The sequence below is a fragment of the Streptomyces sp. BE303 genome (assembly GCF_036290945.1).
Lineage (GTDB): Bacteria > Actinomycetota > Actinomycetes > Streptomycetales > Streptomycetaceae > Kitasatospora.
This window is the reverse complement of the sequence record NZ_JAQYWZ010000708.1, coordinates 1-23,392: the sequence shown is the minus strand read 5'-3', so window position 1 is coordinate 23,392 and position 23,392 is coordinate 1. Positions and strand designations below refer to the sequence as shown.

Below are 23,392 nucleotides of genomic sequence, written 5' to 3'. Positions count from 1 at the left end.
GACCGGTAGCGTATCCGCAGCAGCGGGTGTACCCGTTGCCGCCCGCGAGACGCCGCACGGTCCTGAACGCAGAACCACCCGGGGCCCGGGCGGCGTCACAGGGAGCGTGCGGGGACACCTACGTCAGAACCTCACCGGCGGGTGAGGGAGAGGGTCGGAACTATGGAAGAGCCTCGTCGCCTAGGCGGCAGGTACGAGCTCGGCGGCGTCCTGGGACGCGGCGGCATGGCCGAGGTGTACCTCGGCCATGACACCCGGCTCGGCCGCTCCGTCGCAGTGAAGACGCTCCGGGCCGACATGGCCCGGGATCCGTCGTTCCAGGCCCGCTTCCGTCGTGAGGCACAGTCCGCGGCGTCACTCAACCACCCCGCCATCGTCGCCGTCTACGACACCGGCGAGGACTACATCGACGGGATCTCCATCCCGTACATCGTGATGGAGTACGTCGAGGGGTCCACGCTGCGGGAGCTGCTGCACTCCGGGCGCCGGCTGCTGCCGGAGCGCGCGCTGGAGATGACCATCGGCATCCTGCAGGCCCTGGAGTACTCGCACCGGGCCGGCATCGTGCACCGCGACATCAAGCCCGCCAACGTCATGCTGACCCGGCAGGGCAACGTCAAGGTCATGGACTTCGGCATCGCCCGCGCGATGGGCGACGCCGGCATGACGATGACGCAGACCTCGGCCGTCATCGGCACCGCCCAGTACCTCTCCCCGGAGCAGGCCAAGGGCGAGCAGGTGGACGCCAGGTCCGACCTCTACTCCACCGGCTGCCTGCTCTACGAGCTGCTGACCGTCCGCCCGCCGTTCGTCGGCGACTCCCCCGTGGCGGTCGCCTACCAGCACGTCCGGGAGGAGGCGCAGCCGCCGTCCGTCTTCGACCCCGAGGTCCGCCCCGAGGTCGACGCGATCGTGCTCAAGGCGCTCGCCAAGGACCGCGACTACCGCTACCAGAGCGCCGACGAGATGCGCGACGACATCGAGCGCTTCCTCGACGGCCTGCCGGTGGCCGCCGCCCAGCAGGCCGCCGCCTACGGCATGGGCGCCGCCGGGTACGGCTACGACCAGAACGGCTACCCGCAGCACGACCCGTACGGCCAGACCAACATGCTGCCGCAGCACGCCGCCGGCGGACCGACCACGGTGCTGCCGCAGGCCTCCCCGGCCGGCTACCCGCAGCCCCAGGGCCCCGGCTACGACGACGGGTACGGCCAGACCTACGCCGGCGCCCAGGGCGGCGGCAACGACGGCTACGACGACGGGTACGGCCGCAGCGGCCGGCGCGGCGGGGAGCCGCCGAAGAAGAGCAACACCTCCTGGATCGTGCTGGCGGTCGCCGCCGTCCTGGTCCTGGTGGGCACCTTCTTCGTCGCGCAGGCGATGTTCGGCAACTCGAAGGGCGACACCCCGAAGGAGGCGCCGAAGGTCGCGGTGCCGAACCTGGTCGGCAAGAGCCTGGCGGAGGCCAAGACGCTCGCCGCCCAGGCCGGTCCCAAGCTGGTGGTCACCGAGGGCGAGAAGGTCGCCTGCCCGGACGCCGCGGTGAAGAAGGACCAGGTCTGCACCCAGAACCCGGCGGTCGGCGGCCAGCTCGCGGAGGCCGGCACGATCACCGTGCAGCTCTCCTCCGGCCCGGCCAAGGCCGCCGTGCCGGCCGTGACCGGCAAGACCAAGGAACAGGCCGTCAAGGCGCTGGCCGACGCCGGGTTCACCAACGTCACCTCCGAGTACAAGGACGACGAGAACGCCCCGCTGGAGCAGGTCACCGGCCAGGACCCGCCCCCCAACGCGGGTGCCGACCCGACCGCCCCGATCAAGCTCACCGTCTCGCAGGGCAAGGCGAAGGTCGCCGTGCCCAACGTGGTCGGCCAGCCCAAGGAGGCCGCGCAGGCCACCCTGGAGAGCGCCGGCTTCCAGGTCGACGCCTCGAAGACCACCACGACCAACGACCCGAGCAAGGTCAACACCGTGGCCTCGCAGACGCCGACGGCCAACAGCAAGGTCGCGGCGGCCTCGAAGATCCAGCTGACCGTCTTCAAGGCGCCGGACAAGGTCACCGTCCCGCCGCTGACGAACGTCGTCCTCAGGGACGCCATCAAGCAGCTGGAGACCGCGGGCCTGAAGTACACCATCGTGTTCGGTCCGGCGGACCCGGCCTCGCTGGTCACCAGTTCCACCCCGCAGGCCGGGACCCAGGTGGACCCGCAGACCTCGATCGGGCTGATGACCAAGGCGGCGGATCCGCCCAAAGGGGGCGACACCCCCACCATCCCCGGGATCCCCGGTATCCCCACGCCCTCCAACACCAAAGGGGGACCCAACAACTAAGCCCTGGTTCCCCTGGTTCTGAGCACGTCGGAACCGGGCCGGCCGGCCGAGTTGTTTCCGGGAGCACCTGAACGCCCGAGCGCCTGAACGCCCGGGCGCTTGAACCCCCGAGGGCCCGTCGACGGAGTGTCGACGGGCCCTCGGGCGTTCCCGGGCGCCGGGCGCGCGCGCCGGGCGCCCCGCCGCTGCGGCGCGGCCTCAGGAGTGCCGCAGCTCCGGCGGCGGGGTGCGCTTGGCGTCCATGTCGTCCACCCGCACCAGGCTCCCCCAGACCGCCATCCGGTAGCGCGAGGTGTAGACCGGCGTGCAGGTGGTCAGCGTGATGTACCGGCCGGGCCCGGCGTAGCCGGAGCCCTTCGGCACGGGCGCGACGATGCCGGTGTCGAACTTGGACGTCTCCGGCAGGGTGTTGTCGACCCGGTAGACGTACCACTTGTCCCGTGTCTCGACGACGACCGCGGCGCCCTTGCCCACGGCGTCCAGGTCGTGGAACTTCGCGCCGTGGCCGTCCCGGTGCGCCGCCAGCGTGAAGTTGCCGGTGGCGTCCCAGGGCATCGCCGAGCGGTACGGCTGCTCGTACACCCCGGCGACGCCCTCGGACAGGGTGTCGGGGTCGGTGCCCATCCGGATCAGCACCTGGTAGTCCCGGCCCATCGCCGGGACGTGCAGGAAGCCGATCCCGTCGCCCGCCGCGTAGGACGGTCCGGCTCCCGGTGTGCCGGCCGGTGCCGGGGTGCCGGAGGCGCCGGGGGTGCCCGGGGCGCTCGACGGGGGAGTGGCCGGGCCGGCCGCCCAGGACTCGCGCAGCTGGTCGGAGGCCACGGCGGCGGAACGGTCCGCCAGCACGTCGGTCCACCAGAGCGAGTAGGAGACGAAGAGGCCGAGCACCAGCCCCAGGGTGATCAGCAGCTCGCCGAAGACCCCGAGCACGGCCAGCGCCCGGCCACGGCGCCGCCGGCCGGCCGGGCCGCGCCCGGGCCCGTCCCCGTGCGCGGGTTCGGGCGGCGGGAAGGCCTCCTCGGCCACCACCTCGGTCCCCTGGGTCACGTCTCTCCCCTTCCCGGGCCGCCTCGGGCCGCCCCGGGGCCGTCGTCAGCCCGCCGTGAGGGCGGCCGGCTTGCCCTGGCTGCGCGGCCGTTCGTCGATCATCTTGCCAAAGACGATCAGCCGGTACTTCGAGCTGAACTCCGGCGTGCAGGTGGTCAGCGTGATGTAGCGGCCGGCCTGGCCGTAACCGGCGCCGTTCGGGACCGGCTTGATCACGCTCACGTTGGACGGCGGGGTCTCCGGGATGCCCCCGGTGACCTCGTACGTGAAGTAGGCGGTCGCGGTCTCCACCACGATCTTGTCGCCCTTGCCGAGCTGGTTGATCCGCCGGAACGGCTCGCCGTGGGTGTTGCGGTGCGCGGCCAGCGCGAAGTTGCCCGCCTTGTCGGCCGGCATGCCGGTGCCGGTGTAGTGGCCCACCAGTCCCTTGTCCAGGACGGAACCCTTGGCGGTGCCCTCGGCGATCGGGAACTTCTGGCCCAGCTTCGGCATGTGGATGATCGCGAAGCCCTTGCCGGGCTCGAAGGTCTCCGGCTTGGCCGGGTCGGGGGCCGGCTGGCCCGGCGCGGCCGGGGCCGGCTGACCGGCGTCGAACTGCTCCTCCAGCTGGTTGCGGGCGCCGTCGGCGGCCGCGTCGGCCTGCACGTTGGTCCACCAGAGCTGGTAGGAGACGAAGAGCAGCATCACCAGGCCGAGGGTGATGCAGAACTCGCCGAGGAAGCGGGCGGCGACCACCGCCGGCGACTCCTTGGTCCGGCCCGCGGCGCCCCGGCCGGCCGCCCGGCGGCGCCCGTTGCCCGGGCGCACGGACGTCCGGCCCTGCGCGGCGCGGCGGCGCTCGGCCCGGCCGCCGCCGACCGGCGGACCGTCCGCGCCGGCCACCGCGGCCATGGTGACCGTCTCGGCCGCCGCGAGCGCCTCGAAGGGGCCCCCGGGGGCCTCCTGGGCGTCCGGACGCGGCCCGAGCGCCTCCTGGGCCGGCGCGGCCTGCTCGTAGACGCCCCAGCCGTCCTCGGCTCCGCTCGGCACCGGGTGGCCGCCCTGGACCGGGTCCTGACCCTGGTTCCGCCCCTGCCCCTGCTGGGCGGGCACGTGCCCGCCCTGCTGGAGCTGCTGGGCCCGGTACGGGTCGTACTGCTGGTACTGGCCGTTCTGCGGGTACGGCTCAGCGCCGTACGGCCCCTGCTCGTACGGCGCCTGCGGGTACGGCGTCTGCCCGGCCTGCGGGTACGGCCCCTGCGGGTACGGGGTCCGGGCGTACTGCCCCTGGGCCTGCTGTCCCTGGACGTACTGCTCCTGGGGGTACTGCTCCTGGGGGTACTGCCCCTGGGTGAACTGCTCCTGCGGGTACTGCTCCGGAGGGTACGGCTGCCGGTACGGGTCGTGCGGGTACGGGCCGGCGCCCGGGTCCGCGGCGCCGCCCTGCGGGTCCGCGTCCGGCTGGTAGCGCCCCTCCGGACGCACCGCGGTCACGCCGCTCAGCCCCGGCCGATCACCGGGGCGAGCCCGGCCGAACGGTCCACGGCCAGCGGGTCGCCGCACTCGGCAAGCCAGTTGGCGAGCATCCGGTGACCGCCCTCGGTGAGCACCGACTCGGGGTGGAACTGCACGCCCTCGACCGCCAGCTCGCGGTGGCGCAGGCCCATGATCACGCCGCTCTCGGTGCGCGCGGTGACCACCAGCTCGTCCGGCACGGTGGCCGGCTCGACCGCCAGCGAGTGGTACCGGGTCGCGATGAGCGGCGAGGGCAGTCCCGCGAACACCCCGCCGTCCTCGTGCTCGACCGGCGAGGTCTTGCCGTGCAGCAGCTCGGGTGCCCGGTCGACCACCGCGCCGTACGCCACCGCGATCGACTGCAGGCCCAGGCAGACGCCGAACACCGGCAGCCCGATCCGCGCGCAGTGGTGCACCATCTCGATGCAGACGCCGGCCTCCTCCGGGGAGCCCGGGCCGGGGGAGAGCAGCACCCCGTCGAATCCGGTGTCGCCCTCGCGGCGGACCGCGTGCCCGACCGTCACCTCGTCGTTGCGGACCACCTCGCAGGTGGCGCCGAGCTGGTAGAGGTACTGGACCAGGTTGAAGACGAAGCTGTCGTAGTTGTCGACGACCAGGATGCGGGGCGGGGCCGGCTGGGTGGTCATGCGCGCGTTCTCCGTGGGGTGCGGGGACTGGGGACGAGGGGCGGTTCCGCCGGGGTCAGCCGACGGCGCCGTCGTCGCCCCCGTCCACTGTGACGTCTCCGAAGGGGAGGAGCGGTTCCGCCCACGGGAAGACGTACGTGAAGAGGAGGTAGACCACTCCCAGCACGAGGAGGAGCGAGATGACGGCCTTGACCGGGGAGGGCCCCGGGAGGTGTCGCCAGATCCAGCCGTACATGGTGCTCCCTCGACGTATCAGACTGGGGACAAGAGTAGACCCGCCCTACTGCTGCCCGGTCGCCGAGCGGAGGTCCGCCGTCCCCGTGAAGCCGGGCAGGGCGAGGTCCCCGCCCTCCTGGACCTTCCAGCCCAGCCCGTAGGCCTGGACGTACTTCAGGTAGTTGCGGATCGTCGGGTCCGACTCGACCGCCCCGCGCAGCGCGTCCGTCCTCCCGACCGCCCTCACCACGTAGGGCGGTGAGTAGACCCGGCCCTGGAGCAGCAGGGTGTTGCCGACGCAGCGGACGGCGCTGGTGGAGATCAGCCGCTGGTCCATCACCTGGACGCCCTCGGCGCCGCCCCGCCAGAGCGCGTTGACCACGGCCTGGATGTCCTGCTGGTGGATCACCAGGTCGTTGACGCCCGGCTCGGGCACCCCGGGGATGCGCGCGGTCGCGTTCGGCGGGGCGTCGTTGAGGGTGACGGTGAGGCCCGGGCCCTGGAGCGGGTCCAGCGCGGCGGCCTGTTCCAGGGCGGTCAGCCGGGCGGCGTCGGCCGGGCTGCGGCCCTGCTGGTCGGTGAGCTGCCGGGCCCGCTCCTGGAGGTCGGCGAGCTGGGCCTGGGACTGCTGGTTCTGGGCGCTGCGCTGCCGTATCACGTCGGAGAGGCTGAGCAACGAGTTGTCGGTCCGCAGGTCGGTGCCGCGGGCGGTCTGCGCGCTGATGTAGAAGAGCAGCCCGGCGAGCGCGAAGACGGCGCAGGTCAGGGCACGTCCGACAATTCGGGTGCCGGCGGACCCGGTACGGGGCGGCCGAGGGGGAATCGACAAATTAGGCACCGTACCCTTATCTCCTTCAGACCCGCCGAGCCACTACGCTAACGGACGCCGGTGGCATGTGCGGGGTCGCTCCCCTTAACGTTCTCCCCAAACGCCACCGCCGGCCGCCTCGCCCCCGCTGAACCCCTGCGCGGTCACAGCGCATCGACAGGAGAGCTCCTCGTGCCGAAGTCTCGACTCCGCAAGAAGTCCGACTACACCCCGCCGACCACGGTCACGGTGAAGATCAGTTCGGGCCGCGGCTGGGTTGCACCCCTGATGCTGGCGTTGTTCCTGATCGGCCTAGTCTGGATCGTCACCTACTACGTGACGAGCGGCAGCTGGCCGGTGGAGAGCTGGCGGAACTGGAACATCCTGGTGGGCTTCGGCTTCATCGCGGCGGGGTTCGGCGTCTCCACCCAGTGGAAGTGACGCCGGGGCTCCACCCCTGAGCGCATTCCGCCGCCCCGGGACCGTCGGGTCCCCGGGGCGGCTTCGCGGTGCCCGGATTGCCGGATATGTACGAAACCTGTAGCGGTTTCTCCCGGCTTGTCCCATCGGTTATCCCGCTTATCGTGTTTATCCACATGGTTATCCACACTGGGGAAAAGTCACGCGGGCCTGTGGATAACTCGCGCCGGGGGCGCTTTCCACACTCTCGCGCGCCCCTCCCCCGAATGCCGAATACGCACAGCAGGACACGCGTAGAACAGTCGTCCGCACCCGGGCCTCCGCACCGCCTGTGCACAGCCACCCACCCGCTGTGGACAACCGTGCGGAGGCGTCACCCGCCGTAGCTGGCCGTACCCACCAGAACCATCAGCAGGACCAGCCCGGCCACCCCCGCCACCGTGAGCCCCTGCACCGCCGCCCGGTTGGCGCGCGGGGCGTACATCAGGCCCGCCGCGGTCAGCGTCCCCGCGACCAGGCCGCCGAGGTGCGCCCGCCAGTCGATCCCGGGCACCGAGAAGGTGACGATCAGGTTGAACACCAGCAGCGCGGCCACCGGGCCGAGCGGCGCCCGGACCTTGCGGTACATCACCAGGGTCGCGCCGAGCAGGCCGAAGATCGCGCCCGAGGCGCCCAGCGACTTCATCCCGTCGCCGTCCAGCAGGAACGCGAACGCGCTGCCGGCCAGTCCCGAGAGCAGGTAGAGCGTCAGGAAGCGGAGCCGTCCCAGCGCCGACTCCAGCGCGGGGCCCATCACCCAGAGCATCAGCATGTTGGTGGCGATGTGCCAGGGCGCGGTGTGCAGGAAGACCGCGGTCAGCAGCCGGTACCACTGCTCCGGTCCCTCGGCGACGCCGTACGGGAAGCCGGTGTAGCGCGGGTCGAAGCTGACCAGCATGAGGTCGTCGGCCAGCCAGGGCTTGAGGACGTAGGCGGCCAGCACGAAGACCGCCAGGTTGACGCCGATCAGCACCTTGGTGACCAGGGCGCCGTCCCCGGCCGGCTGCCCGCCGAACCGGGTGGTCGCCCGGCGGACCTGACGACCGCCCTCGCTGACGCACTCCGGGCAGTGGAAGCCCACCGACGCGTTCACCATGCACTGCGGGCAGATCGGCCGACCGCAGCGGGAGCAGCCGATGCCGGTCTCCTGCTCGGGGTGCCGGTAGCAGCGGGACAGCCCGCTCGCACCGCCCGGCCCGGGGACACGGTCGGTCGGTTGCCTCGGCTCGTCCGGGAGCATCGGTTTTCCCCTTCCGCCACGACCTGCCACGACCTGCTGCGACGTACCTCGCCCTGCCGCGACGACGCGAACGCGGTCCCGGCGAACGCCGCCGGAACGGCCAGCCTACTGCGGCCATACCCCCCGCCCCACGGCCCCACCCTCCCCCGCGCCCGCGGCTCGCCACCCTTCCCGGGCCCGGAGCCGGCCCTGCGTCCGGCCCCGGCACCGCCCCCCGGCCCCGCGCCCGCGCCCGCGCGCCCGCCGGGCACGCCGCGCGTACGGCCCACTCCGGAGTGCCACCGGCCGGATCAGGATGCATGATCAGCATTCAGGTGGATATGTGCGTAAAAGACGCCACCAGGAGGAGAGACTCGTGACCCGTTTGGACTCAGCTCGTGAGACGGCCGGCAACCTCGCGGACAGCGCCAAGCAGCGCCTGGGCCCCACCCTGGACGCACTGGGCCCGAAGGCCTCCCAGGCCGCCCACAGCGCGCGCGTCCAGTACGACCGGCGCATCGCCCCGCAGATCGGTCACGCCTTCGCCAGCCTGCCGCCGGAGGCCCAGCAGAACACCCTCAAGGCCTTCCACCGGGCCCAGGAGGCCGCCCTGGCCGCCCGCCTGGCCGCCACCAAGGCCGCGGACCAGGCACGCACCACGGTCGGCACCAAGGTCGTCCAGGCGGTCGAGGAGGCCCGCGCCACCGTCACCCCGGTCGCACAGGAGGCACAGACCCGCAGCGCCGCCGCACTGACCGCCCTGCACGGCAACGTCACCTCGGCCGAGATCGGCGACCTCGCGGCCCGGAACCGCAGGAAGGCCCACCGCAGCGGCTGGGCCACCGGTCTGGCGGTCGCGGGCGCCCTGGCGATCGGCAGCGGCATCGTGGCCTGGCAGTGGTGGCGGCACCACAGCAACCCGGAGTGGCTGGTCGAACCGGCGAGCGGGACGTCACCGGCCCCCGCACGGTCCGGCGGCGCCCACGCCTCGGGCAGCGGCCCCACCGACGCGGTGAACGGCTCCAGGGCCGACGCCGCGGGGCCGGGAACCGGCGGCGGGCCCGAGGCCGGCGGCGTCTCCCCCGAACCGGGCCCACCGGTCGGCCGACCCGACAGCTCCGTGCCGTCGAACGGCTCCGACACCGGGTCCGGACCGGACCACGGCCACGACGACGACCGCCCCAAGCCGCACGACCCCCGGAAACCCCACTGAGAACGCAGATCGGCCGCTGACCCGGATTCAGGTCGGCGGCCGATCTGCTGCCCGCACGCGGTGGGCGACTGTGGAGCTTAGGAGACTCGAACTCCTGACATCTGCCTTGCAAAGGCAGCGCTCTACCAACTGAGCTAAAGCCCCGGGGCGGCATCGTGCGCACCGCCGGGCACTAGCGTACCCGGTCCCGGCGCGAATCCCACGCCCTGTCCCGGCACTCCTGCCGTACGGGTGCGGAAAGATCCGGTCGGTCCGGCCGCAGGGCCGGACCGACCGGACCGGGAGGCGCCGTGCGACGCCCCCGAAGATCGTCGATCGTCAGATCGTCGGCGTCCTCAGCGACCGGCCGGGACCGGGTCGGTGGCCTCGGTCCACAGGTCCTGCTCGGCGCGGTCCGCCTGGACCTGACGGTAGACAAAGAAGCCGCCGAGGGCGACCAGGGCGACCAGGAGAAGCTTCTTCACCGCGGGACCTCGTCCTTCTTGCGTTGGCGGACTCAGTAGCCGTGCACCGACCGGGTTCGATCGGGCCGACGAGTCCATGATTCCTTACGAGCACGAAAGGGCGGTCGGGTTGGCAGACTGCCCTTGCGGCCGATGATACACACCGGTGTCCCAATCGTGACCAGCCACCGCTGCTCCAACCGACCCGTCCGGTCGGAGGATTGACGCCACACCTCCTGTCGTACGGTCGGCCCGGCCCCGAACCCCCGCAGAGCCCCCCTGGAGCCCCCCCCGAAGCCGTCACGGTTCCTGCCCGCGGGAGGGGGGCACCACGACCGCCACACCGGCCGCCAGATCCACCCTGGTCCGGGGCGGCGCACCCTCGCCCTCCTCGTCGCGCAGCATCAGCGAGCTCTGCCGTTCGTCCAGCTGGTGCTGCTTGCCGGCCGCGAACTGCGCGTGCAGCTGCTCGAAGCCGGTCGCCGAGATCTGCCCCTCGCGACCCGTCCCCCGCCAGGGCACCAGACGCGACTTCCGCGCCTTCAGCGCCAACTGGTCGACGAAGGCCAGCGCCGCCAGGGCGCAGACCAGGCCGGGGATGCTCATCGCCCAGAACACCGCCATCACGCCACCGTCCCTCCACCGGGTGCCGCCCGCCGACGGGCGGTCCTCACCCGTACAACCCCCGGACGGCGCCCGCGGTTCCACCTCCGGAGCACGAGAACGCCGAAGGGCCCGGAGCGACGCTCCGGGCCCTTCGCGGTGGTGGGGCTAACAGGACTTGAACCTGTGGCCTCTTCCTTATCAGGGAAGCGCTCTAACCGTCTGAGCTATAGCCCCTTGCCGCACTGAAAGATTAGCGGACCGATCGCCGATCCCCCAAATCCGATTCACCCGGGGCAGCGGCAGGGGTTCCCGGGACGGGCTGGTGGGGGGCGGTACCGGAGGAGCGCAGCCACTCCTCGCGGGTGGCCGCCAGGCCGGCCGAACCGCCGGCGGTCGTGCGGACGGCGAGGATCTGGTTGACGCCGATCCGGTTCTCCTCGAAGGCCAGCGCGGAGGCCGCCATGTACAACCGCCAGACCCGCGCGCGGCCCCGGCCGACCAGCCGGACCGCCTCCGTCCAGTGCGCCTCCAGGTTGGCCACCCACTCACGCAGGGTCAGCCCGTAGTGCTCGCGCAGCGACTCGACGTCGCGCACCTCGAAGCCGGCCTCCTCCAGCAGGGAGACCGTGGGACCGACCGGGGAGAGCTCGCCGTCGGGGAAGACGTAGCGGTCGATGAACGGGCTCGGACGGTACGGCTCGCCGGGGACGTCGGGGCGGCGGGCGATCTGGTGGTTGAGGAGCCGGCCGCCGGGCACCAGCAGCCGGTAGAGGCCCTCGGCGTAGGCGCGGTACTGCGCGGCGCCGACGTGCTCGGCCATCCCGACGCTGGAGATCGCGTCGAACGGGCCGTCCGGGATCTCCCGGTAGTCCTGGAGACGGATCTCCACCCGGTCGGCCAGACCGGCCTCCTCGACCCGCTGCCGGGCCAGCGCGACCTGTTCGGCGGAGATGGAGACGCCGACCGCCGTCACGCCGTAGTGCCGGGCCGCGTGCAGCACCAGCGAGCCCCAGCCGGAGCCGACGTCCAGCAGCCGCATCCCCGGCCGCAGGCCGAGCTTGCGGCAGATGAGGTCCAGCTTCGCCTCCTGGGCCGCCTCCAGGCTCCTGGCGGCGGGCTCCCAGTACGCGCAGGAGTACACCAGCGACGGGCCCAGGACCAGCGCGTAGAAGTCGTTGCCGACGTCGTAGTGGTGGCTGATCGACGCCCGGTCCCGGCTCCGGCTGTGCAGCCGTCCCGCCGGGCGGGCCTCCTCCGGCGGCGGCACGGGGCGGGGCCCCAGCGCGCCGGCCCGCAACAGGGCGCCCGCCGCCCGGCGGCCCTTGACGCCCACGACCTCGGCCGGGCCGAACCGCAGCCGGCGGATCTCGGGGCGCTCGACGAAGTGGGCGACGTCGCGCAGCACCTCGTAGAGGTCGGTGCCGGGGGCGACCTCCAGGTCCCCCGAGACGTAGGCGCGGACCAGGCCCAGTTCGCCGGGCTGCCAGAGCAGGTGGCGCAGCGCCCGGCGGTTGCGCAGGACCAGCGTGGGCGCCCCCGGCGGCCCCGCGACGCTGCCGTCCCATGCCTGGATCCGCAGCGGTACCGAGACCCCGAGCAGCCCGTCCAGGGCCTCGACCAGTCGCCGTGCGAGCTCCGCCATCGTGCGCCTCCGTCCTGCCGTACCTGCGCAGCCGTACCGGACCCGGCCGGTGGGACCGGGGAGGCCTGTGGCGGTCGGAACTCGGAACGAGCGCGTCCAGCTAAGCCCACCGCGACGGAGGCCGATTCGGACGGCACGCCGCGGGGACCGGCTGTCACCCGGATGCCGACGGGCCCCGCAGGCTGCAACAGCCTGCGGGGCCCGTTCATTTCCGTCCGCGGACGAAGATCCGTCCGTGCGGCGGCAGCTGACCCGGGATCACTCCCGGAGGGTCAGTCCTCCTCGGCGAGGGTCAGCTCGATGCCGCCGGTGAAGCCGGCCGCCGCGTTGTAGATGAACGCGGAGAGCGTGGACAGTGCGGTCAGCAGCACCACGTCGACCACGGCGATCAGCGAGGTGAAGGTCATCACCTTGCCGAAGCCGACGTAGTCCATCAGGTTCAGGCCGCCGCCGTTGTTCTCCGAGGCCGTGATGTCCTTCAGGGTCTTGGCCAGCGAGTCGAAGACGCCGAGCGAGTCCAGCGTCATCCACAGCACGGCCGCGGCCACGATGATGATGATCCCGACCGCCAGCGACAGCAGGAAGCTGACCTTCATCACCGACCACGGGTCGGCCTTGGTCACGCGCAACCGGGCCTTCCTGGTCCGGCCGCCCAGGCCGCCGACCGGCGCCGCCGGAGCGGCGGGTCGGCGGGGGCCCGCGGCGGGCGTCCCGCCGGGCGGCGTGTTGCCGCCGCCGACCCGGGTGCCCCGGGGCGGGGTCGGCTGCCCCTTGGCGTAGGTGGTCGGCTGCGAGAACCCCGACCCTCCCGCCGGAGCGCCCGGCGGGGGCGGCGGGGCCTGCTGGCCGCCGTAGGTCGCCCCGCCCTGTCCCGCCGCGCCGACCGGGGGCATCAGCGAGGTGGACGCGGAGGGGTGTTCGGCCGGCGGCTGCGGCACCCCGTAGCCCCCGCCGCCCTGTGCTGCGCCCGGACGGCCGCCGGTGGCTCCTCCCGCAGCACCCGTGGCTCCACTCACTGGTCCTCCCGCACTTCCCACCAGGGCGGCGACACCGCCCTGCGTCGTCACTCGTCATCCAGCGCCCGGCGGGATTGCCCGGTACTGGTCGGCCGGCCGGTCCCCACGCGCCGTCTCACGGGCGCGTCGGTACCGGCCGACACGGTACGAGGTCAGGCCTCGGCGGTCTCCCCGCCCGGCGCCGTCTCCGTACCTTCGGCCACCTCGGTGGACTCGATGGCCGCCACCTCGTCCTCCGCCGACTCATCGTCCTCGGCCTCCGCTTCCGCGTTGCGGGCCATGCCCACCACCGCGTCGCGCTTTCCGAGGTTGATCAGTTGGACGCCCATGGTGTCACGTCCGGTTTCACGAACCTCGGAAACCCTTGTGCGGATCACTCCACCGGACAGTGTGATCGCCATGATCTCGTCGCTCTCGTCGACGACCAGCGCGCCGACCAGCGAGCCCCGGCCCTCGACGATCTTCGCCGCCTTGGTGCCGTAGCCGCCACGTCCCTGGACACGGTACTCGTCCACGCCCGTCCGCTTGGCGTACCCGCCGTCGGTGGCGGTGAAGACGTACGTCCCCGGCCGGACCACGTTCATCGAGAGCAGTTCGTCGTCCTCGCGGAAGGCCATGCCCTTGACGCCGGACGTGGCGCGCCCGGTGGACCGGAGCGCGTCGTCGGTCGCGGTGAAGCGGATCGACTGGGCCTTCTTGGAGACCAGCAGCAGGTCGTCCTCGGCGGAGACCAGCTCGGCGCCGATCAGCTCGTCGTCCCGGCCCTCCTCGTCCTGCCGCAGGTTGATCGCGATCAGGCCGCCGGAGCGCGGGGAGTCGTAGTCCTTCAGCAGCGTCTTCTTCACCAGGCCGGCCCGGGTGGCGAGGACCAGGTACGGCTTGTCCTCGTAGGTCCGGACGGCCATCACCTGGGCGATCTGCTCGTCCGGCTGGAAGGCCAGCAGGTTGGCCACGTGCTGGCCGCGGGCGTCGCGCCCGGCGTCCGGCAGCTCGTAGCCCTTGGCGCGGTAGACCCGGCCCTTGTTGGTGAAGAACAGGATCCAGTTGTGGGTCGTCGTCACGAAGAAGTGGTCGACGAGGTCGTCCTGCTTCAGCTGGGCACCGCGGACGCCCTTGCCGCCGCGCTTCTGCGAGCGGTAGAGGTCGGAGCGGGTCCGCTTGACGTAGCCGCCACGGGTGATCGTGACGACGATGTCCTCCTCGGCGATGAGGTCCTCGATGGAGAGGTCGCCGTCGGACGGGATGAGGGTCGAACGCCGCTCGTCGCCGTACTTCTCGACGATCGCGGTGAGCTCCTCCGAGATGATCTCGCGCTGACGGGTCGGCGAGGCCAGGATCGCGTTGTACTCGTCGATCTTGCGCTGCAGCTCGTCGTGCTCGTCCATGATCCGGCGGCGCTCCAGGGCGGCCAGCCGGCGGAGCTGCATCTCCAGGATCGCGTTGGCCTGGAGCTCGTCGATGTCGAGCAGGGCCATCAGACCGCTGCGGGCGGCGTCGGCGCTCTCCGAGGCACGGATGAGCGCGATCACCTCGTCGATCATGTCCAGGGCCTTGAGCAGGGCGCGCAGGATGTGCGCGCGCTCCTCGGCCTTGCGCAGCCGGAAGGTGGTGCGCCGGACGATGACCTCGACCTGGTGGTTGACCCAGTGCCGGATGAAGGCGTCGAGCGAGAGCGTGCGCGGCACGCCGTCGACCAGGGCCAGCATGTTGGCGCCGAAGTTGGTCTGCAGGTCGGTGTGCTTGTAGAGGTTGTTCAGCACGACCTTGGCGACGGCGTCGCGCTTGAGCACGACCACCAGGCGCTGACCGGTGCGCGAGGAGGACTCGTCGCGGACGTCGGCGATGCCGGCGACCCTGCCGTCCTTGACCAGGTCGGCGATCTTCAGGGCGAGGTTGTCCGGGTTGACCTGGTAGGGCAGCTCGGTGATCACCAGGCACTGGCGGCCCTGGATCTCCTCGACCTCGACCACGGCGCGCATGGTGATCGAGCCGCGACCGGTGCGGTGCGCCTCCTCGATCCCGCGGCGGCCGACGATCAGGGCACCGGTCGGGAAGTCCGGGCCCTTGATCCGCTCCATCAGCGCTTCCAGCAGCTCCTCGTTGGAAGCCTCCGGGTGCTCCAGCGCCCAGAGTGCGCCGGAGGCCACCTCGCGCAGGTTGTGCGGCGGGATGTTGGTGGCCATGCCGACCGCGATGCCGGTGGCGCCGTTGACCAGCAGGTTGGGGATGCGCGCGGGCAGGACGGTCGGCTCCTGCGAGCGGCCGTCGTAGTTGGAGGCGAAGTCGACGGTCTCCTCGTCGATGTCGCGCATCATCTCCATGGCCAGCGGCATCATCTTGCACTCGGTGTAGCGCATGGCCGCGGCCGGGTCGTTGCCCGGGGAGCCGAAGTTGCCGTTGCCGTCCACCAGCGGCATCCGCAGCGACCACGGCTGGGCCAGGCGGACCACGGTGTCGTAGATCGAGGTGTCGCCGTGCGGGTGGTAGTTGCCCATGACGTCGCCGACGACGCGGGCGCACTTGTAGTAGCCCTTCTCGGGGCGGTACCCGCCGTCGTACATCGCGTAGAGCACGCGGCGGTGCACCGGCTTGAGGCCGTCGCGCACCTCGGGCAGCGCTCGGCTCACGATGACGCTCATCGCGTAGTCGAGGTACGAGCGCTGCATCTCGGTCTCGAGCTCGACCGGCTCGATCCGCAGGGTGATCGCGGAGGCGACCTCGGGGGTCTCGGGCTGCTCGCCTTCGGGACGGTTGTCGTCGACCACTGGTGGTCAGTTTCCTTTCACGCGGACTGGATACGTGCGGGGCCTGGGTGCAGGCGTCACACGTCCAGGAAGCGGACGTCCTTGGCGTTGCGCTGGATGAAGGAGCGGCGGGCCTCGACGTCCTCGCCCATCAGGACGGAGAACAACTCGTCGGCGCGGGCGGCGTCCTCCAGGGTGACCTGGAGGAGCAGGCGGTGGGCCTGGTCCATGGTGGTGATCCGGAGCTCCTCGGCGTTCATCTCGCCGAGACCCTTGAACCGCTGGATCGCGTCGTCCTTCGGCAGGCGGCGGCCGGCGGCCACGCCCGCCGCGATCACGGCGTCGCGCTCGCGGTCGGAGTAGACGTACTCGAAGTCGTCCTTGCCCCACTTGATCTTGTACAGCGGGGGCATCGCCAGGTACACGTAGCCGGACTCGACCAGCGGCCGCATGAAGCGGAACAGCAGGGTGAGCAGCAGCGTCCGGATGTGCTGACCGTCGACGTCGGCGTCGGCCATCAGAACGATCTTGTGGTACCGGAGCTTGGACTCGTCGTAGTCCTCCTGGATGCCGCAGCCGAAGGCCGAGATCAGCGCCTGGACCTCGGTGTTCTGCAGCACCTTGTCGATCCGGGCCTTCTCGACGTTCAGGATCTTGCCGCGGATCGGCAGGATGGCCTGGATCCGCGGGTCGCGGCCCTGCTTGGCCGAGCCGCCGGCGGAGTCACCCTCGACGATGAAGATCTCGCACTCGGACGGGTCCTTGGACTGGCAGTCGCTCAGCTTGCCGGGCAGCGAGGCGGACTCCAGCAGGCCCTTGCGGCGCGTGAGGTCGCGCGCCTTGCGGGCGGCGACGCGCGCGGTGGCGGCCTGGATGGACTTGCGGATGATGTCCGAAGCCTCGTTGGGGTTGCGGTCCAGCCAGTCGTTGAGGTGCTCGTGGACCACCTTCTGGACGAAGGTCTTCGCCTCGGTGTTGCCCAGTTTGTCCTTGGTCTGGCCCTCGAACTGCGGCTCGCCGAGCTTGACCGAGATGATCGCGGTCAGGCCCTCGCGGATGTCCTCGCCGGAGAGGTTGTCGTCCTTCTCCCGGAGCAGCTTCTTGTCCCGCGCGTAGCGGTTGACCAGGCCGGTCAGCGCCGCGCGGAAGCCCTCCTCGTGGGTGCCGCCGCCGTGGGTGTGGATGGTGTTGGCGAAGGAGTAGACCCCCTCGGTGTACGAGGAGTTCCACTGCATGGCGATCTCCACCGAGATCGTCTTGTCCTTGTCCTCCGCCTCGAAGTCGATCACCGAGGGGTGGATCACGTCGCCCTTGCGGGAGTTGAGGTGGGCGACGAAGTCGGCGATGCCGCCGTCGTACTTGTAGGTGACGGAGAGCGGCTTGCCCTCCTCGTCGACGTGCTCGGGGCGCTCGTCGGTGAGCGAGATGGTCAGGCCCTTGTTGAGGAACGCCATCTCCTGGAAGCGCCGGGAGAGCGTCTCGAAGGAGTAGACCGTGGTCTCGAAGATGTCCGGGTCGGCCCAGAAGGTGACCGTCGTGCCGGTCCGGTCGGTGGCCTCGCCCTTGACCAGCGCCGCGGTCGGGGCGCCCATCTTGTAGTCCTGGGTCCAGCGGTGGCCGTCCCGGTCGATCTCCACCGCGAGCCGGGTGGAGAGCGCGTTCACCACGGAGACGCCGACGCCGTGCAGACCGCCGGAGACCGCGTAGCCGCCGCCGCCGAACTTGCCGCCCGCGTGCAGGACGGTGAGCACGACCTCGACGGCCGGCTTCTCCTGCCCGGGGACGATGTCCACCGGGATACCCCGGCCGTTGTCGACCACCCGGACCGCGCCGTCGGCGAGGAGCATGACGTCGATGGTGTCCGCGTACCCGGCCATCGCCTCGTCGACGGAGTTGTCCACGACCTCCTGCACCAGGTGGTGCAGGCCGCGCTCACCGGTCGAGCCGATGTACATGCCGGGACGCTTGCGGACGGCGTCGAGGCCCTCCAGCACCTGGATGTTGCTGCCGGTGTAGGAAGCCTGGTCGGTCTGGTCTGGGGTCTGGCTGGGGTTGCCGGAATCGGCCACGAAGCGCCCTCTCTGGCACAGCTCGGGCCGCATCCCCACCCCGTGCGGGCGGGCGTGCGACCACGGCGTTTCGACTCGGTTGCCACTAGCAACAGTGTTTGGCTCTCAGTCTACCGGTACGACTGACAGAGATGGGCGTTTGGCAGCCTCTGAGGGCAGATACGCCGCCCTGAATCCCCTCTGCACATGTCCCGATACTCGCCCCGGGGGCTGAGAGCGCCTGGAAGGGCCGTCAGGGGTTCCGGAAGATCCGAGTCCGCTCGGCCCCGGGCCGGCCGGGGTCAGCCCCAGGTGTCGCCCGGCCCCTTGCTGCCCGGAGCGCGCAGCCGGCCGTAACCGCGGACCGGGGCGGCCGGACCCAGCACCTTGATGGTCCGGACCGTGCCGTGACCCAGCTCGTGATTCAGACGGGCCACCAACTGCCTTGCCAACCATCGGAGTTGGGTCGCCCATGCGGTGGAGTCGCACTGCACGGTGAGAACCGCGGCCTCGTCGTCGTAGGACGTGGGGGTGCAGTGCGCGGCGATGTCCGGGCCGACGATCTGCGGCCACCGGCCCATCACGCCGCCGACGGCCGCCGAGGACTCCCAGCCGCGCTCGGTCAGCAGCCGGTTCAGCGCCGCCCCCAGCGGCACCGGGTCACGGCCGTCCGAGCGGGCCCCGCTGCGCAGACCGTGCCGCTTCGCCTCGCGCTTCTCGCGGACCTGCTCGCCGCGCTGGCGGGCCTGCGCCCGGGCCGCCCGCAGCGCCGACCGGGCCAGATCGGCGCCGGTCAGCTCGGCGCCGCCCTGCTGCGGGGAGTCCTGCGCCGGCTCGCTCACGGCGATCTCCTATCCCCAGCCTGTGGACAACGGTCAGCCGTCCAGCGTACGGGAGCGGGAGGGGTCCTCGGGGCGCCCCCGACCGCTGCGGGTGGGGGGATCGGGTGGGGAAACGGTGCCGGAGCTCAGCCGGTGACGCGCTGGACCGCTCCGTCGGCGACCGAGAACCGGACCCCGGCCAGCGCCTTCGGCACGTCCTCGGCGACGGCGGCGGTGACGAGCACCTGCTCGCCGCCGGCCACCAGTTCGGCCAGCCGGTCGCGGCGGGAGGCGTCCAGCTCGGCGAAGACGTCGTCGAGGACGAGCACCGGCTCACCGCCGTCGGCGCGCAGCAGTTCGTACGAGGCCAGCCGGAGCGCCAGCGCGAACGACCAGGACTCGCCGTGGCTGGCGTAGCCCTTGGCGGGCAGCGGACCGAGTCTGAGCACCAGCTCGTCCCGGTGCGGGCCGACCAGGGTGATCCCCCGCTCGACCTCCTGCTTGCGGACCGTCCGCAGGGCCTGGAGCAGCTGTTCCTCGGCCTGCTCGCGACTGCCGGGCAGTTCGCCCTCGAAGGAGCTGCGGTACTCCAGGACCGTCTCGCCGCCACCCGGTGCCAGCTGCCCGTAGGCGGCCGTGACCAGCGGCTGGAGGGCGGCCACCAGCTGGATCCGGAAGGCGGTCAGCTCGGCGCCGGACCGGGCCAGGTGACCGTCCCAGACCTCCAGGGTGGAGAGGTCGGCGCCCTTGCCGCCGCCGGCCCGGCGGGCCATCGCGGCGGTCTTCAGCAGGGCGTTGCGTTGCTTGAGCACCCGCTCGTAGTCCTGCCGGACGCCGGCCAGCCGGGGAGCGCGGGCGGTCAGCAGCTCGTCCAGGAACCGCCGTCGCTCACCGGGGTCGCCCTTCACCAGCGCGAGGTCCTCGGGGGCGAAGAGCACGGTGCGCAGCAGGCCCAGCACGTCGCGCGGCCGGACGTTGTCCGAGCGGTTGATCCGGGCCCGGTTGGCCTTGCCGGGGGTGATCTCCAGCTCGACCAGGGTGGTGCGGGTGCCGGCGACCACGGAGGCGCGCACCACGGCCCGCTCGGCGCCCAGCCTGATCAGCGGGGCGTCGGTGGCGACGCGGTGGCTGCCGAGGGTGGCGAGGTAGCCGACCGCCTCGACCAGGTTGGTCTTGCCCTGGCCGTTGGGACCCACGAACGCCGTCACGCCCGGGTCGAGGGAGACCTCGGCCCGGGCGTAGGAACGGAAGTCGGCGAGCGACAGATGCGCGACGTGCATGACTGTGGACTGCGCTCGCCTTCTGTGGAGAACCCGGTGGGACCACCCGGGTGGGGACTGCGGGACTACTTGGACTCCACCGCGTGGCCGCCGAACTGGTTGCGCAGCGCGGCGATCATCTTCATCTGCGGCGAGTCGTCCTGGCGGGAGGCGAAGCGGGCGAACAGCGACGCGGTGATGGCCGGCAGCGGCACGGCGTGGTCGATCGCCGCCTCGACGGTCCAGCGGCCCTCGCCGGAGTCGGCGGCCCAGCCCTTGAGCTTGGCCAGGTGCTCGTCGTCGTCGAGGGCGCGGACGGCCAGGTCCAGCAGCCAGGAGCGGATCACGGTGCCCTCCTGCCAGCTGCGGAAGACCTCGCGGACGTCGGTGACCTCGGGGGCCGCCTCCAGCAGCTCCCAGCCCTCGGCGAAGGCCTGCATCATCGCGTACTCGATGCCGTTGTGGACCATCTTGGCGAAGTGGCCGGCGCCGACCGCACCCGCGTGCACGGAGCCGAAGTCGCCCTCGGGCTTGAGCGCGTCGAAGACGGGCTGGACCTTCGCGACGTGCTCGGCCTGGCCGCCGTACATCAGCGCGTAGCCGTTCTCCAGGCCCCAGACGCCGCCGGAGACGCCGCAGTCGACGAAGCCGATCTCCTTGGCGGCGAGCGCCTCGGCGTGCTTGACGTCGTCGGTCCAGCGGGAGTTCCCGCCGTCCACCACCACGTCGCCGGGGGAGAGCAGCTCGGCCAGCTCGTCCACGGTGGCCTGGGTCGCGGCACCCGCCGGGACCATGACCCAGACGACGCGCGGGGCCTGGAGCTTGGAGACCAGCTCCTGAAGGCTCTCGACGTCGGAGATGTCGGGGTTGCGGTCGTAGCCGATGACGGTGTGGCCGGCGCGGCGGATCCGCTCGCGCATGTTGCCGCCCATCTTGCCGAGACCGATGAGGCCGAGCTCCATGACCTAATCCTTACCTGTGGTGACGTCCCTGCGGGCGGCGCCGTTGCCGCGCCTCCCCGAGCCTACGTGCTGAAGCGCGGAGGCCTCCCCGCGGTCGGGCCGACCGGGGGAGACTTCCACAGGTTTGTTCACAGGGCTGTGGGTGACGGCCCGGCACCCGCCGGCGTCAGCCGGAGAGGCGGACCGGCATGATCAGGTACTGGTAGGCCTCGTCCGCCTCGGCGTCCACCGAGGCCTTGCCGCTGAGCAGCGCGGGCTTGGTCGGGGTGGTGAAGCTCAGCTGGGCGTAGGCGGAGTCGATGGCCTTGAGGCCCTCCTCCAGGTAGCCCGGGTTGAAGGCGATCGAGATGGCGTCACCCTCCAGGGAGGCGTCGATCCGCTCGGTGGCCTGCGCGTCGTCGCCCGAGCCGGCCTCCAGCGTGAGCACGCCCTCCTCGAAGTTCAGCCGGACCGGGGTGTTGCGCTCGGCGACCAGCGAGACGCGCTTGAGCGCCTCCAGGAAGGGCTGCGTCTGGATCGCCGCGATCGCGTTGAACTCGGTCGGGAAGAGGCTGCGGTACTTCGGGAACTCGCCCTCCAGCAGGCGGGTCGTGGTCCGCCGGCCGGCACCCTCGAAGCCGATCAGACCCTCGCCGGCGCCGCCGGAGGACAGGGCGATCGAGACGGTGTCGCCGCTGCCCAGGGACTTGGCGATGTCCTGCAGGGTCTTCGCCGGCACCAGGGCGACCGCGGAGATGTCGGACTGCTCGGGCTTCCACAGCAGCTCGCGGACGGCGAAGCGGTAGCGGTCGGTGGCGGCCAGGGTGATCCGGTCGCCCTCGATCTCGACCCGCACACCGGTGAGCACCGGCAGGGTGTCGTCGCGGCCCGCGGCCACGGCGGCCTGGCTGACCGCGGAGGCGAAGACGTCGCCGGAGACGGTGCCGGTCGCGGTCGGCATCTGGGGCAGGGCGGGGTACTCGTCCACCGGGAGGGTGGGGAGGGTGAACCGCGAGCTGCCGCAGACCACGCTGACCCGCTGGCCGTCGGTGGAGAACTCCACGGGCCTGTTGGGCAGGTTCCGCGAGATGTCGTTCAGCAGCCGGCCGGAGACCAGCACGGTGCCGGCCTCCTCGATGTCGGCCTCCAGCCCGACCCGGGCCGAGACCTCGTAGTCGAAGCCGGACAGGGCCAGGCTGCCGTCCTGTGCCGTCAGCAGCAGGCCCGCCAGCACCGGCACCGGCGGCCGTGCCGGGAGGCTGCGGGCCGCCCAGGCCACCGCCTCCGCGAGGACGTCACGCTCCACCCGGAACTTCACCGGTAACCGCCTCCTGGATCGAGCGCTCCCGCTCGCACGTCTGGTTCTTCTGATCTTGGTCTTCGGTCCGCCTGGCCGCCGAGCTCTGCCGCTCCGTGTCCAGTCGCCGAGGACAGTCTGACGTACTCCACCGACAGACGGGGCAGACGGGCGGAAGCAAGTCGAACGGATGTCGGTGAGCGGTTGTCCACAGATTTCGGCCCCACCCACTTTTGAGCTCATCGAACGGTCTATAGGTGTAGTGGTAGTAGTAGGGCCTGTGGAAACCGTGGATAACCCTGTTTGCGCAGGTCAGACCAGGTTTTTTGTCCACAGGGGGTGTGGACCGGGCCTGTGGACGAGCAGGCCCCGCTGTGGACGGCGGAGCGTTACCCACAGGGCACGCTGAGTATCCACAGGTTATCCCCAGCTCCGTCCCCAGATCCGGGCCCGGTTATCCACGGGCCCCGGTCAACATTTCGTGACGCCTTTCACACCTGGGCGTGAACGACTGCGGAAGGTTGTCGAACTGTGGACACGCCTGTGGACAACCTGGGGATAACCGGGGCTCTCCTGGGGACAACCGGTGGACAACCCGGATGGCCTACTGACGGGCCGACAATTGTCCACAGGCTGTGGACAACGGTTGTGCACAAGTCCACAGGCACCTGACCTGCGCGGAAGAGCGTAGCGGTGGCGGGCCTGTGGAGGAATTCTGGATAACTCACGGCTCCCGGGCCTGTGGACGACGGGAACCCGGTCCGGCCTGTGGATTCCGGCCCTGCGCGCCCGGGGTGTTCGAATCCCTGGTCAGATGTTCGGCGCGGGCTGTGGACTGGCGGTGCGTCCGTCGCAGGACATGCCTGCCCCGTCGGAGGCCCGCGCACACCTCGAACATGCCGAAAGGGCGTCAGGATCGCTCCTGACGCCCTTTTCCGGCCACCTGCGGCCGTCGCGCTGCCACCGGTCGGCCCGCCCCGGCGGACGGGCCCGTGCGGCGGCTCCGGCTAGCTGTATTGATCACGAGCGTTGTTGACAGTGGTCGGGCTTGATCAAACGTAAAGACCTCCGGTGTGGTGGAGCTGTCTAGGACTGCACCGCACCGGAGGTCTTCGTGTCCCACCGTAACGCCCGCCTGACCGTG

Annotated in this window: 19 protein-coding genes and 2 tRNA genes; 3 read left to right on the top strand and 18 right to left on the bottom strand. The window is 71.6% G+C overall.

Annotated features, from left to right (window positions below; genetic code table 11):
• Positions 1-162: 162 nt before the first annotated feature.
• Positions 163-2,328 carry a Stk1 family PASTA domain-containing Ser/Thr kinase gene (pknB, locus tag PUR56_RS17590; RefSeq protein WP_329949611.1) on the top strand — a complete coding sequence of 722 codons (2,166 nt, stop codon included), beginning with the start codon at positions 163-165 and terminating at the stop codon, positions 2,326-2,328.
• Positions 2,329-2,526: 198 nt separating this feature from the next.
• On the opposite strand, the gene PUR56_RS17585 is transcribed toward pknB, so the two are convergent.
• The 5 genes from PUR56_RS17585 to PUR56_RS17565 are packed head-to-tail and all read right to left on the bottom strand — an operon-like array spanning position 2,527 to position 6,555.
• Entirely contained in the window at positions 2,527-3,375 is an 849-nt protein-coding gene (locus tag PUR56_RS17585; RefSeq protein WP_380518492.1) for a class E sortase, read from the bottom strand.
• Between the two features lie 45 nt (positions 3,376-3,420).
• On the bottom strand, positions 3,421-4,848 hold the full coding sequence (locus PUR56_RS17580) for a class E sortase (protein WP_329949610.1): 1,428 nt from the start codon (positions 4,846-4,848) through the stop codon (positions 3,421-3,423).
• Positions 4,849-4,853: 5 nt separating this feature from the next.
• A complete protein-coding gene (locus PUR56_RS17575; protein ID WP_329884789.1) occupies positions 4,854-5,516 on the bottom strand; it encodes an aminodeoxychorismate/anthranilate synthase component II in 663 nt (220 codons plus the stop codon).
• A gap of 55 nt (positions 5,517-5,571) precedes the next feature.
• Positions 5,572-5,751 carry a hypothetical protein gene (locus tag PUR56_RS17570; protein WP_329884790.1) on the bottom strand — a complete coding sequence of 60 codons (180 nt, stop codon included), beginning with the start codon at positions 5,749-5,751 and terminating at the stop codon, positions 5,572-5,574.
• A gap of 45 nt (positions 5,752-5,796) precedes the next feature.
• Positions 5,797-6,555, bottom strand: a complete 759-nt coding sequence (locus PUR56_RS17565) for a DUF881 domain-containing protein (RefSeq protein WP_329949744.1) — start codon at positions 6,553-6,555, stop codon at positions 5,797-5,799.
• A 177-nt stretch (positions 6,556-6,732) separates the two neighbouring features.
• On the opposite strand from PUR56_RS17565, the gene crgA reads away from it, so the two are divergent.
• Positions 6,733-6,981: a cell division protein CrgA gene (gene crgA, locus PUR56_RS17560; RefSeq protein WP_329884791.1), complete on the top strand. Its 249-nt coding sequence runs from the start codon at positions 6,733-6,735 to the stop codon at positions 6,979-6,981.
• Between the two features lie 352 nt (positions 6,982-7,333).
• Here the strand turns inward: crgA and PUR56_RS17555 are convergent, their stop codons facing one another.
• Positions 7,334-8,239, bottom strand: coding sequence for a rhomboid family intramembrane serine protease (locus PUR56_RS17555; protein ID WP_329884792.1), 906 nt, complete (start codon positions 8,237-8,239; stop codon positions 7,334-7,336).
• Positions 8,240-8,534: 295 nt separating this feature from the next.
• On the opposite strand from PUR56_RS17555, the gene PUR56_RS17550 reads away from it, so the two are divergent.
• Positions 8,535-9,431, top strand: coding sequence for a DUF5324 family protein (locus tag PUR56_RS17550; RefSeq protein WP_329949609.1), 897 nt, complete (start codon positions 8,535-8,537; stop codon positions 9,429-9,431).
• A gap of 71 nt (positions 9,432-9,502) precedes the next feature.
• On the opposite strand, the gene PUR56_RS17545 is transcribed toward PUR56_RS17550, so the two are convergent.
• The 12 genes from PUR56_RS17545 to dnaN form a co-directional block, all read right to left on the bottom strand.
• Positions 9,503-9,575: transfer RNA gene (locus tag PUR56_RS17545), tRNA-Ala, on the bottom strand.
• Between the two features lie 191 nt (positions 9,576-9,766).
• On the bottom strand, positions 9,767-9,895 hold the full coding sequence (locus PUR56_RS17540) for a DLW-39 family protein (protein WP_014137031.1): 129 nt from the start codon (positions 9,893-9,895) through the stop codon (positions 9,767-9,769).
• A 279-nt stretch (positions 9,896-10,174) separates the two neighbouring features.
• Positions 10,175-10,498, bottom strand: coding sequence for a DUF6191 domain-containing protein (locus PUR56_RS17535; protein ID WP_329949608.1), 324 nt, complete (start codon positions 10,496-10,498; stop codon positions 10,175-10,177).
• Positions 10,499-10,637: 139 nt separating this feature from the next.
• A tRNA-Ile gene (locus PUR56_RS17530) sits at positions 10,638-10,714 on the bottom strand.
• 16 nt (positions 10,715-10,730) lie between these two features.
• The gene (locus tag PUR56_RS17525) at positions 10,731-12,122 is read right to left on the bottom strand and encodes a cyclopropane-fatty-acyl-phospholipid synthase family protein (RefSeq protein WP_329949607.1); all 1,392 of its coding nucleotides are present in this window, start codon (positions 12,120-12,122) and stop codon (positions 10,731-10,733) included.
• A gap of 272 nt (positions 12,123-12,394) precedes the next feature.
• A complete protein-coding gene (locus PUR56_RS17520; protein WP_329949606.1) occupies positions 12,395-13,138 on the bottom strand; it encodes a DUF3566 domain-containing protein in 744 nt (247 codons plus the stop codon).
• A 152-nt stretch (positions 13,139-13,290) separates the two neighbouring features.
• Complete coding sequence (gyrA, locus tag PUR56_RS17515) at positions 13,291-15,903, bottom strand: DNA gyrase subunit A (RefSeq protein ID WP_329884797.1); 2,613 nt, start codon at positions 15,901-15,903, stop codon at positions 13,291-13,293.
• A gap of 56 nt (positions 15,904-15,959) precedes the next feature.
• The gene (gyrB, locus tag PUR56_RS17510; protein WP_329884798.1) at positions 15,960-17,984 is read right to left on the bottom strand and encodes a DNA topoisomerase (ATP-hydrolyzing) subunit B; all 2,025 of its coding nucleotides are present in this window, start codon (positions 17,982-17,984) and stop codon (positions 15,960-15,962) included.
• Between the two features lie 248 nt (positions 17,985-18,232).
• Positions 18,233-18,772, bottom strand: coding sequence for a DUF721 domain-containing protein (locus PUR56_RS17505; protein ID WP_329884799.1), 540 nt, complete (start codon positions 18,770-18,772; stop codon positions 18,233-18,235).
• A 125-nt stretch (positions 18,773-18,897) separates the two neighbouring features.
• Complete coding sequence (gene recF / locus PUR56_RS17500; protein ID WP_329884800.1) at positions 18,898-20,031, bottom strand: DNA replication/repair protein RecF; 1,134 nt, start codon at positions 20,029-20,031, stop codon at positions 18,898-18,900.
• 65 nt (positions 20,032-20,096) lie between these two features.
• Positions 20,097-20,972: a phosphogluconate dehydrogenase (NAD(+)-dependent, decarboxylating) gene (gene gnd, locus PUR56_RS17495; protein ID WP_329949605.1), complete on the bottom strand. Its 876-nt coding sequence runs from the start codon at positions 20,970-20,972 to the stop codon at positions 20,097-20,099.
• Positions 20,973-21,138: 166 nt separating this feature from the next.
• Entirely contained in the window at positions 21,139-22,269 is a 1,131-nt protein-coding gene (gene dnaN / locus PUR56_RS17490; RefSeq protein WP_329884802.1) for a DNA polymerase III subunit beta, read from the bottom strand.
• Between the last annotated feature and the right edge of the window lie 1,123 nt (positions 22,270-23,392).

What these genes read in the sequence shown, in the direction of transcription:
- recF (WP_329884800.1), bottom strand. Translation starts at nt 20,031, where the DNA reads ATGCACGTCGCGCATCTGTCGCTCGCCGACTTCCGTTCCTACGCCCGG.
- PUR56_RS17575 (WP_329884789.1), bottom strand. Translation starts at nt 5,516, where the DNA reads ATGACCACCCAGCCGGCCCCGCCCCGCATCCTGGTCGTCGACAACTAC.
- PUR56_RS17525 (WP_329949607.1), bottom strand. Translation starts at nt 12,122, where the DNA reads ATGGCGGAGCTCGCACGGCGACTGGTCGAGGCCCTGGACGGGCTGCTC.
- gyrB (WP_329884798.1), bottom strand. Translation starts at nt 17,984, where the DNA reads ATGCGGCCCGAGCTGTGCCAGAGAGGGCGCTTCGTGGCCGATTCCGGC.
- PUR56_RS17550 (WP_329949609.1), top strand. Translation starts at nt 8,535, where the DNA reads ATGCATGATCAGCATTCAGGTGGATATGTGCGTAAAAGACGCCACCAG.
- PUR56_RS17555 (WP_329884792.1), bottom strand. Translation starts at nt 8,239, where the DNA reads ATGCTCCCGGACGAGCCGAGGCAACCGACCGACCGTGTCCCCGGGCCG.
- PUR56_RS17535 (WP_329949608.1), bottom strand. Translation starts at nt 10,498, where the DNA reads ATGGCGGTGTTCTGGGCGATGAGCATCCCCGGCCTGGTCTGCGCCCTG.
- gnd (WP_329949605.1), bottom strand. Translation starts at nt 20,972, where the DNA reads ATGGAGCTCGGCCTCATCGGTCTCGGCAAGATGGGCGGCAACATGCGC.
- pknB (WP_329949611.1), top strand. Translation starts at nt 163, where the DNA reads ATGGAAGAGCCTCGTCGCCTAGGCGGCAGGTACGAGCTCGGCGGCGTC.
- PUR56_RS17570 (WP_329884790.1), bottom strand. Translation starts at nt 5,751, where the DNA reads ATGTACGGCTGGATCTGGCGACACCTCCCGGGGCCCTCCCCGGTCAAG.